General features: G+C 62.7%; 13 protein-coding genes. 9 read left to right on the top strand and 4 right to left on the bottom strand.

Annotation, left to right across the window (positions count from 1 at the left end; all coding sequences use genetic code 11):
* The 5 genes from murJ to EN984_RS10830 form a co-directional block, all read left to right on the top strand.
* Positions 1-1,517, top strand: a 1,517-nt coding sequence (murJ, locus tag EN984_RS10850; RefSeq protein ID WP_127383735.1) for a murein biosynthesis integral membrane protein MurJ, incomplete at its 5' end; no start/stop codon positions are given.
* A gap of 172 nt (positions 1,518-1,689) precedes the next feature.
* Positions 1,690-2,757, top strand: coding sequence for a tryptophan--tRNA ligase (gene trpS, locus EN984_RS10845; RefSeq protein ID WP_127256391.1), 1,068 nt, complete (start codon positions 1,690-1,692; stop codon positions 2,755-2,757).
* Positions 2,758-2,849: 92 nt separating this feature from the next.
* Positions 2,850-3,341, top strand: coding sequence for a universal stress protein (locus tag EN984_RS10840; protein WP_013528063.1), 492 nt, complete (start codon positions 2,850-2,852; stop codon positions 3,339-3,341).
* 156 nt (positions 3,342-3,497) lie between these two features.
* The gene (locus EN984_RS10835) at positions 3,498-4,067 is read left to right on the top strand and encodes a NifU family protein (RefSeq protein WP_023811631.1); all 570 of its coding nucleotides are present in this window, start codon (positions 3,498-3,500) and stop codon (positions 4,065-4,067) included.
* Between the two features lie 81 nt (positions 4,068-4,148).
* Entirely contained in the window at positions 4,149-4,475 is a 327-nt protein-coding gene (locus tag EN984_RS10830) for an NIPSNAP family protein (protein ID WP_127269475.1), read from the top strand.
* 111 nt (positions 4,476-4,586) lie between these two features.
* On the opposite strand, the gene EN984_RS10825 is transcribed toward EN984_RS10830, so the two are convergent.
* Positions 4,587-5,204: a L,D-transpeptidase gene (locus EN984_RS10825; RefSeq protein ID WP_127269476.1), complete on the bottom strand. Its 618-nt coding sequence runs from the start codon at positions 5,202-5,204 to the stop codon at positions 4,587-4,589.
* A gap of 226 nt (positions 5,205-5,430) precedes the next feature.
* On the opposite strand from EN984_RS10825, the gene cueR reads away from it, so the two are divergent.
* Entirely contained in the window at positions 5,431-5,853 is a 423-nt protein-coding gene (gene cueR, locus EN984_RS10820; RefSeq protein ID WP_127269477.1) for a Cu(I)-responsive transcriptional regulator, read from the top strand.
* Between the two features lie 58 nt (positions 5,854-5,911).
* A complete protein-coding gene (locus tag EN984_RS10815; RefSeq protein WP_127269478.1) occupies positions 5,912-6,343 on the top strand; it encodes an OsmC family protein in 432 nt (143 codons plus the stop codon).
* 146 nt (positions 6,344-6,489) lie between these two features.
* On the opposite strand, the gene EN984_RS37640 is transcribed toward EN984_RS10815, so the two are convergent.
* Positions 6,490-6,855, bottom strand: a complete 366-nt coding sequence (locus EN984_RS37640; RefSeq protein ID WP_164752309.1) for a hypothetical protein — start codon at positions 6,853-6,855, stop codon at positions 6,490-6,492.
* Between the two features lie 428 nt (positions 6,856-7,283).
* Here EN984_RS37640 and EN984_RS10805 point away from each other — a divergent pair, with 428 nt between their 5' ends.
* Entirely contained in the window at positions 7,284-7,544 is a 261-nt protein-coding gene (locus tag EN984_RS10805) for a hypothetical protein (RefSeq protein ID WP_127271563.1), read from the top strand.
* Between the two features lie 91 nt (positions 7,545-7,635).
* Entirely contained in the window at positions 7,636-8,136 is a 501-nt protein-coding gene (locus EN984_RS10800; RefSeq protein ID WP_050596738.1) for an MmcB family DNA repair protein, read from the top strand.
* A 29-nt stretch (positions 8,137-8,165) separates the two neighbouring features.
* Here EN984_RS10800 and nhaA read toward each other — a convergent pair whose 3' ends face one another.
* Positions 8,166-9,362: a Na+/H+ antiporter NhaA gene (nhaA, locus tag EN984_RS10795; protein ID WP_127271565.1), complete on the bottom strand. Its 1,197-nt coding sequence runs from the start codon at positions 9,360-9,362 to the stop codon at positions 8,166-8,168.
* A gap of 296 nt (positions 9,363-9,658) precedes the next feature.
* On the bottom strand, positions 9,659-9,784 hold a 126-nt coding region (locus tag EN984_RS10785), incomplete at its 5' end, for a helix-turn-helix domain-containing protein (protein WP_281057277.1).

Genomic DNA, 9,784 nt, shown 5'->3' with positions numbered 1-9,784 from the left:
CACTCGGTACCGGACCGGTCGCCGATGCCTTCAACGCCGCTTTCCAGTTTCCCAACACCTTTCGCCGGCTGTTTGCCGAAGGCGCCTTCAACGCCGCCTTCGTGCCGCTGTTCGCCAAGGAGATCGAGACCCACGGTACCGAAGGCGCCAAGCGCTTTTCCGAGGAAGTGTTCGGCGTGCTGTTCACGGCGCTGCTGGCGCTGACGATCATCATGGAACTGTCGATGCCGCTGATCGTGCGCTATCTGGTGGCGCCGGGTTTTGCCGGCACGCCGGGGAAGTTCGACACCACGGTGACGCTGGCGACGATCATGTTTCCCTATCTGATCTGCATGTCGCTGGGCGCGATGATGGCGGGCATGCTGAATTCGCTGCGCCGCTATTTCGCCGCCGCGGTGGCACCGGTGTTCCTCAACATCATCCTGATCGGCGTGCTCGCCTATGCCTGGTATAAGGGCTCGGATGCCCTCACCGTCGGCTACGGGCTGTCCTGGGGCGTGCTTGCCGCCGGACTGGTGCAACTGGCGATCGTCTGGGTGGCGGTGCGCCACGCCGGCATCTCGATCGGCTTCCGCCGGCCGAAAATGACGCCCGCGGTCAAGCGGCTGCTGATCCTGGCGCTGCCGGCGGCCATCACCGGCGGCATCACCCAGATCAACCAGCTGATCGGCACGGCGATCGCCTCGGCGCAGAACAGCGCGGTATCCTCGCTCGCCTATGCCGACCGCATCTACCAGTTGCCGCTCGGCGTGGTCGGTGTTGCGGTGGCGATCGTGCTGTTGCCCGAATTGTCGCGGGCGCTGAAGTCGGGCAATCTGATCGAGGCGGCCAATCTGCAGAACCGCTCGGTCGAGTTCACGCTGTTCCTTACCCTGCCGGCAGCCGCGGCACTCTGGGTGATGTCGGAGCCGATCGTGCGGCTGGTCTATGAGCGCGGCGCATTCGCCGCCAACGGCTCGACGCCGACGGTGGCGGCGATCCTGGCGATCTTCGGCCTCGGCCTGCCGGCCTTCGTCCTGATCAAGGCGTTCACCCCAGGCTATTTCGCCCGCGAGGACACGCGCACGCCGATGATCTTTGCCGCCATCTCGGTGGCGGTGAACGTCACCACGGCGCTGACGCTGTTTCCACGGATGGGCGCGCCCGGCATCGCGGTGGCCTCGGCCGTCGCCGGCTGGGTCAACGCGGTGATGCTGCTCGGCGTCTTGATCCGGCGCGGCCATTGGGGGCGCGACGTGCCGCTGATGAAGCGCATTCCACGGCTGGTGCTGTCGGCGGCCGTAATGGGGGCGGCACTCTATTTTGCCGAGCACTGGTTCGCCGTCAGGCTAGGGCCGGGCTCGCCGCTGGTGGTCAAGGCGACGACGCTGCTGTCGCTGGTTGCCGGCGGAGCGCTGCTTTATTTCATCACCGCCTTCGCCACAGGCGGTGCCGATTTCGGCATGATCCGACGCAACGTCAAGCGGGGATCGGGCAAGTCGGCGCCACCGGTCGCAAAGACCGACCTGGACGAGTAGAGCGCCCGACACGCCCGCAGCGCCGTCTTGATCGCAGCGCCGTCTTCGTCCATAAGCGCGCCGTCGCAAGACTTTCGCCGCGCGCGGTTTCCAGCCGCGCGATTGGCTCCGAAAAGTCTGCAACTTTTCGGAATCACGCTTATACGGCCCTCCACAAGCCATGAGGACAATCATGACCGCCTTCAAGCCACTCGTCTTTTCCGGTGTCCAGCCGACCGGCAATCTGCATCTCGGCAACTATCTCGGCGCCATCAAGAAATTCGTTGCCCTGCAGGACACCTCCGATTGCATCTATTGCGTCGTCGACCTGCATTCGCTGACAGCCCAACTCGTTTATGAAGACCTAGCCGATCAGACGCGGTCGATCACCGCTGCGTTCCTGGCCTCGGGCATCGACCCGAAGAAGCACATCGTCTTCAACCAGTCGCGGGTCATGCAGCACGCCGAGCTCGCCTGGATCTTCAATTGCGTGGCGCGCATCGGCTGGATGAACCGCATGACGCAGTTCAAGGACAAGGCCGGCAAGGATCGCGAGAACGCCTCGCTCGGCCTGCTTGCCTATCCTTCGCTGATGGCTGCCGACATCCTGCTCTACCGTGCCACCCACGTGCCGGTGGGCGAGGACCAGAAGCAGCATCTGGAACTCACCCGCGACATCGCGCAGAAATTCAACAACGACTTCTCCGACCGCATCGCGGCCCTTGGCGTCGGCGTCGAGATGCAGGTCGGCGAAGAGACCGTCAACGGCTATTTCCCGCTGACCGAGCCGGTCATCGGCGGGCCGGCGGCGCGCATCATGTCGCTGCGCGACGGCTCCAAGAAAATGTCCAAATCGGACCCGTCGGATTTGTCGCGCATCAACCTGACCGACGATGCCGACGACATCTCGAAGAAGATCCGCAAGGCCAAGACCGACCCGGAAGCGTTGCCGAGCGAGCTGGACGGCCTGGCCGGCCGGCCCGAGGCGGAGAACCTGGTCGGCATCTATGCGGGTCTCGCCGAGATATCGAAGGCGGATGTACTCAAGGAATTCGCCGGCCAGCAGTTTTCCGTGTTCAAGCCGGCCTTGGCCGATCTTGCAGTGGAAAAACTGGCGCCGATCGCCAGCGAGATGCGCCGCATTTCGGATGACCGCGCCTATGTCGACGCGGTGCTCAAGGATGGCGGCGAGCGCGCCGGCGTGCTGGCCGAAGCGACGATGAAGACGGTGCGCGACATTATCGGCCTGCTGCAGGGCTGATCGCGACATCGGGTGCACTGGCACAAGGCCGGCGGCTTGCCGCCGGTCCCCCGCAGTGGCAGATTGCGCCGCAAGACACCGAGTAGATAGACATGGTCTCCAAACGCCTCAGCCGCGAAGCCGGCCATCGCAGGAAATTCCTGACGATCATCGACGACACGCCGGAATGCGAGCGCGCCGTCGCCTACGCCTCGAAACGGGCGCAGAGCACCAGCGGCACGCTGGTGCTGCTCTATGTCATCGTGCCGGACGATTTCCAGCATTGGCTGGGTGTCGAGAAGATCATGCGCGAGGAAGCCAACGCCACGGCGCGCGCCGCGCTCGACAGCTATGCCAACAAGGTGCGCCAGAAGCTCGGCATCGAGCCCGAGATGGTGGTGCGCGAAGGCAAGCCGACGGAAGAGATCCACAAATTGATCGAGGAAGACCAGGACATCGCCATCCTGGTGCTGGCCGCCGGTGCGGGCAAGGAAGGCCCGGGGCCACTGGTCGGCGCCGTGGCCGGCAAGGGTGCCGCCTTCCCGATCCCGGTGACTGTCGTGCCGCAGAACCTGTCGGACGAGGAAATCGACAGCCTGGCCTGAGATTCTGCTCTTCAGGTGATGCCGGTCCGATGATGGGCGCGGAAAAACATTCCGCCAGCCAGCTGTTCCGACGATGCGTTTCGCTTGAATGTCCAGCCAATTGAGCCTATTTAGAATTGTTCCAAACTAGATGCCCAAACGGGCACGGAGACGGCCATGTTCATCCAGACCGAATCGACGCCAAACCCGGCGACGCTGAAATTCCTGCCCGGCAAGGAAGTGCTTCTGGAAGGCACCGCCGATTTCCGCGATGCCGACAGCGCCGCCGTTGCCTCGCCGCTGGCCGGCCGGCTGTTCGAAATTCCTGGCGTCACCGGCGTTTTCTTCGGCTATGACTTCATCACCGTGACCAAGGATGGCCCCGACTGGCAGCATTTGAAGCCGGCGATCCTCGGCGCCATCATGGAGCATTTCATGTCCGGCGCGCCCGTCATGGCCAAGGCCGGCCCGGCCGCCGAGACCAGCCAGACCGGTGAGTTCTACGACAAAGCCGACGAGGAGCTGGTCATCACCATCAAGGAACTGCTCGATACACGGGTGCGTCCGGCGGTCGCCCAGGATGGCGGCGACATCACCTTCCGCGGCTTCGAGAATGGCACGGTGTTCCTGCACATGAAGGGCGCATGCGCCGGCTGCCCGTCATCGACGGCGACGCTGAAGCACGGCATCCAGAACCTTCTGCGCCATTTCGTGCCGGAAGTGCAGCAGGTCGAACAGGTCTCCTGACGCCCCTTTGATGATTCTACCCCACTGACCATCTGGTCCGATTTCTTCGCTTCCGGCGCATCGATCAGAAGGAACTCCAAAGTGATCTACGAACTTCGGGTTTACCGGGCTTTGCCGGGACGCTTGCCGGCGCTTCTTGATCGCTTCGACAAGATCACCCTCAAATTATGGGAAAAGCACGGTATCCGCCAAGCGGGTTTCTTTACCACGCTGATCGGTGCTTCGAACAACGACCTGACCTACATGCTGGCATGGGAATCGCTGGCCGAACGCGAAGAGCGCTGGACGGCGTTCGTGAAGGACCCGGCCTGGACACAGGCGCGGGAAGATTCCGAGCGTGACGGCCAGATCACCGAGACAATCACCAACCAAATCTTGGCTCCCACCTCGTTCTCGGCGGTGTCCTGACCACCGAGCAGGCGTCGCATCGCGCAAACAACAAAAAACCGGGCCGAATTGCCCGGTTTTCTGCTTGGGACGTCCGTTGTTGCCTAGACGGTCCGCGTACGAAAACTGCCTCTAGAGAACGATGACCTTGGCGCCGACCGAGGCGCGGTCATAGAGGTCGATAATGTCCTGATTCATCAGGCGGATGCAGCCAGACGACATCGCCTTGCCGATCGAATTCCACTCCGGGCTGCCATGCAGGCGATAGCCTGAATCACCGCCCTTGTTGAACAGGTACATGGCGCGCGCGCCGAGCGGGTTCTTCAGGCCCGGCTGCATGCCGCCGGCAAACTTTTCCAATTCCGGCTGGCGCTGGATCATCTGCCTCGGCGGCGTCCAGGTCGGCCATTCGCGCTTGAGCGCAATGTGGGCGGTGCCATGCCACTCGAAGCCCTCGCGGCCGACGCCGATGCCGTAGCGAATGGCCCTTCCGTCGCCCTCGATGAAGTAGAGGAACTTGTTCTGCGTATCGACGATGATCGTGCCCGGCTTTTCCGGGCTGTCGTAGTTCACTTCCTGCCGATGGTACTTCATCGGCACTTTCTCGATCGGGATGCGCGGCAGCTGATAACCTGCGTCGGTGACCGCGCCGTAGTTGTTGGAGAATATCTGCGAGCCGATGGTGCTGCAACCGGCGATAGCAGTGGAGAGCGCCAGTGCGGCGATGATTGCAAACGACTTCATGCGCATCAGGTGATCCGGTGCCCCGCCCAACTTCGGCGGCACGAGTCGGCCGCTCTCTCATCATCATTCATGCTGGCATTTGCTTTGCTTGCCAAGCGCGCGATGCCTATATGCCTGCCTTGACGTACCGGTAAGCGTATCACTATGGCATTTTGGCAACAGGACTCACAGGATTGTGAAGCAAATTCAAGGGGCCTGCTCCATGGGCTCCTGGAAATCGAGGAGAACCGTCATGAATGTCGGTGACGCCGCCCACCGCTCCGGCCTGCCGGCCAAGACCATCCGCTACTATGAAGAGATCGGCCTGATCGCCCCGGCGCGCGCCGCCAACGGCTACCGCGATTATTCCGGAGACGACATCCACCGGCTGGCCTTCCTGCGCCGCGCGCGCAATCTCGGCTTTTCCATCGACGATTGCCGCCAGTTGATGGCGCTTTACCAGGATCGCAGCCGCGCCAGCCAGAACGTGCGCGAAATTGCCGCCGCCCATGTCACGGCGATCGAGGAGAAAGTGCGCGAGCTGCAGTCGATGCGCTCGACGCTGCAGAAACTGATCCATGCCTGCCACGGCGACGAAAGGCCGGATTGTCCGATCCTTGATGACATGGCGGGGGCGGCGTTGCCCAGCGACAAGGTCGCCTCTGCGCCTGCATAATGACTCTACGTCGACGAGGCCCGACGCCTGGTCGACTCCTGCCGGGAGGACATCCGCAATGGTCTCGATGACCGTCGAACTGCGCAATGTGGAGGACACGCAAGCCGCCATGGGCTGGGCCGGCGGCCACACGATCATCGTCGACCGGCCCGAAGGCAAGGCCGGCGGCATGGGCCTGTGCTTCAATGGCGGCCAACTGCTCGCCCTGGCGATCGGCGGCTGCTTCTGCAACGACCTTCGCTACGTCGCCGAGGAAATGGGTGTAACGCTCAACAAGATCGCGGTGACCGTCACGCTGAACCTCGAAGGCAAGCCTTTGCTCGCGACCTCGTCAATCATGAAGGTTTCATGCACGACACTGGACGGCTCCGACCCGGCGGAGATCATCACAAGGGCCGCGGCGATTTCCACGGTCAGCAACTCCCTGCGCCAGGGCGTGCCGGTGAGCATTGAAACGGACGCAACGGCGACCGGCTTGTCGGAGGAATGATCCCTGGGAACAGGCGCATTTGGCCGCGTGGATTGTCAGAGACCGCTAAAAAGATCCGCCGCCGGCACGGCAGGGGGATTGACCCAATTTTCTTCGGCATCTGGGCGCGTCAATCTGCCGCTCTATGTCTTCCCTTGTCGCAATGATCAACGATGGAGGTTGGCATGGATCGGCGATTGTTTCTGACTGGAATGCTTGGGCTTGCAGGGGCTGCGACCGTCGTCGCAATCGCGCGTCCTGCCACCGCCCTGGCCGGCATCCCTGATACGGGGCCCGGCATTCTCGATGAGCTCGACAAACCATCCGACGACATTCTCGGCCCGGATGGTCCCGATGTTCAGGACGGCGTCGAGTTCGTGCGGCACCGCAGATGGCACCGCCGCCGTCGCCGACGCGGGTGGAGGCGGGTTTGCCGTCGCTATTGGCGCAATGGTTCTTGGCGCCGCAGATGTTTCCGCAGATCCTTCTGGATCCACTTCTGACGGGATCACCAAACGCGAAGGCTCCGGCATCCGCCGGAGCCTTCGCTATCGCTGCGGGCTTGAATCCAATCGGCAAAAAAGGCCCGCCGCCCCTCGGCAGCGGGCAGGTCCTGGAGTGCCGGGGGATCAACCCGGCATGGGATCAACGAGCGGATCACCGGTTGGTTGCAGGGATCGGCCCGGTAGCCTTCCTTTGGGTGGACCGCCACCGGGCCTGACCGGAGCGGGGTGTATTGGGGGAGCCCCGGCTGCTTCCAAAATATCACCTTTCACTTAAATTAGCTTTAGCTAATTTACAGAAAGCCATGCGCCACCCGCAGATGGGTTGCGCCTTCACGGAAATGTCGAAGTGACGTCTCCCTGCTTATGCAATTCGACATTCGCGGAACTGAAGCGGTTGCATCTGACTTTGGTTGGTAACGCGCAAAGACTTTTTTCTGCTATCTTAGGGTTACTAAATGGAAATTGATCGGCGCGGCATATCAAGTCGATTCGCGCTGACGATCTCTTTGTTTTTCGAGGAACTGCTTGGCGTGTTCCGCCCAATCAGCCGCCGTGACTTTATGCTCCCGAACGGACTTTCTGAAAGCCTTGCGCAGAGCGTCAAGGTCAAAGGCCCATACTTGTTGGCCTTCTTTAGTGTTCGATTTTGCGTCACCCGTCCCCATGGAAGCGACGGTACGCACCGCAAACTCAATCTTTCAAGGATCAATGCCTGACTTCTTTTGGGTATATCCGGGTATATCGAATATACAATCGTCTGCATAAAACAGGTTCAAACCGTGAACAAAATCTGGCATGGTGCCTGGCATGCCGATCATCTCCCCCATCCTCATCAATCCTCTCATCGACGGCCGCCAGTCCGAACGCGCCATGCTGGTGCGGCGCGGCGTACAGCGGCTGCTCATGGATATGGGCGCACATGTGTTGCCCGAACTGTCGCTGGCCACGGGCCGCCGCGCCGACCTCGTCGCGCTGACCCGGCAGGGCGATATCTGGATCATCGAGATCAAATCCTCGATCGAGGATTTCAGGGTCGACCGCAAATGGCCCGACTACCGGCTGCATTCCGACCGCTTCTTCTTCGCCACCCATCCCGGCGTGCCCTCGGAGATATTTCCCCAGGAGTGCGGCTTCATCCTCTCCGACGGCTACGGCGCCGAGATCCTGCGCGATGCGCCCGAGCACCGCATGGCAGCGGCAACGCGCAAAGCGCTGATGCTGCGGATCGCGCGGGCCGGCGCTTCGCGGCTGCTGGCGGCAGAGCTTGCCGGCGTGTCGGTGCCGGCGCTGGAGGGTGAGAGCGAGTAGCGATTGTCCCCCAAGTCCTAAGACTGCCTCTACTCTTCACCGTCCTCCACGCCACCCCTGGCGGGCGCCATGAGCAGCACGGCAGCGCCCAGGATAGCGGCGATGAAGGAACCGGCGAGGATGCCGACCTTGACCGCGTCCTGCAGCGCCACGTCGCCGGCGAAGGCGAGCAGGCCGATGAACAGGCTCATGGTGAAGCCGATGCCGCACAGCAGCGATATGCCGATCATGTGCGTCCAGCCTGCATTGGCTGGCAGGTCGGCAAGACCGAGCCGGATGGCAAGGGCCGAGGAGCCGAACACGCCGACCAACTTGCCGACCACCAGGCCGGCGGCGACACCCAGCGTCAACGGCTCGATCAGCGCACTGACGCTGAGACCGGCGAGCGAAACGCCGGCATTGGCAAAGCCAAAGATCGGGATGACGACGAAGGCCACAATCTTGTGCAGGCCGTGCTCGAGCCGGTGCAGGGGCGAACGGTCGAGATCGTGGCCGATCCCGGCGGAACGCTCAAGCGGGATGGTCAGCGCCAGCGCCACGCCGGCGAGCGTGGCATGGACGCCGGATTTCAGAACCAGCACCCACAGGATGACGCCGAGCACGAGATAGGGAACCAGCGTCATCACCCGCATGCGGTTGAGCACGACAAGCGCGGCAATGACGGCGAAGGCAGCACCCAGATAAGCCAGCGAAAGGCCGCTGGTGTAGAAGATGGCGATGATAATGACGGCACCGAGGTCGTCGATGATGGCAAGGGCTGTGAGGAACACCTTCAGCGAAGCCGGCACGCGGCTGCCGAGCAGCGACAGCACGCCGAGCGCGAAAGCGATATCGGTGGCGGTCGGGATCGCCCAGCCGGACAGGGCGGCCGCATTGTTGCGGTTGACGGCGACATAGACGAGTGCCGGAACCAGCATGCCGCCGGCGGCGGCGATGCCGGGCAGCACGCGCCGGGGCCAGGTGGAGAGCTGGCCGTCCAGCATCTCGCGCTTGATCTCCAGTCCGACGAGCAGGAAGAACACCGCCATCAGCCCGTCATTGACCCAATGCGAGACACTGAGCGGGCCGAGATAGGCGTGGAGGGCGGAGAAATAGGTTTCGGCGAGCGGCGAATTGGCGACGATCAGGGCCAGTGCCGCCGCCACCATCAGGATGATGCCGCCGGCCGCTTCGCTATCGAGGAATTCGCGGAAGACGGAAACCGGCCGCTGCTTCAGATCCTGCATGTCGCCTCCGTTAAGCCGCCTGTTTGGCGGGCTTCATTGTCCAAGCGCTAGCGCCGCCCCTCACCTGCCTGCCGGCATCCTCTCCCCGTATAGTGACGGGGAGAGGGACGCTGTCATTTATGATTTCGCCAATCACCAACGTTACAGAAATTACGCCTAGGTGCGGCTAGCCACTTCTCCCCGTCACTATACGGGGAGAAGTGCCCGGCAGGGCGATGAGGGGCGGCGCTGACTTCGGCGATTGGGCTCTCTCCGCCGCTGGTTACAAACTTGGCCCCAAGCGACACCCTGCGATCCTAACGCGGCGCGCGCTTGGCCAGTATGCGCTGCAAGGTGCGGCGGTGCATGTTGAGCCGGCGCGCTGTCTCGGAGACGTTGCGCTCGCACATCTCATAGACGCGCTGGATATGCTCCCAACGGAC

This window comes from Mesorhizobium sp. M7A.F.Ca.CA.004.12.1.1, assembly GCF_003997835.1.
Taxonomy (GTDB): domain Bacteria; phylum Pseudomonadota; class Alphaproteobacteria; order Rhizobiales; family Rhizobiaceae; genus Mesorhizobium.
The sequence above is the reverse complement of the archived record's forward strand: the minus strand, read 5'-3'. Positions and strand labels throughout refer to the sequence as shown.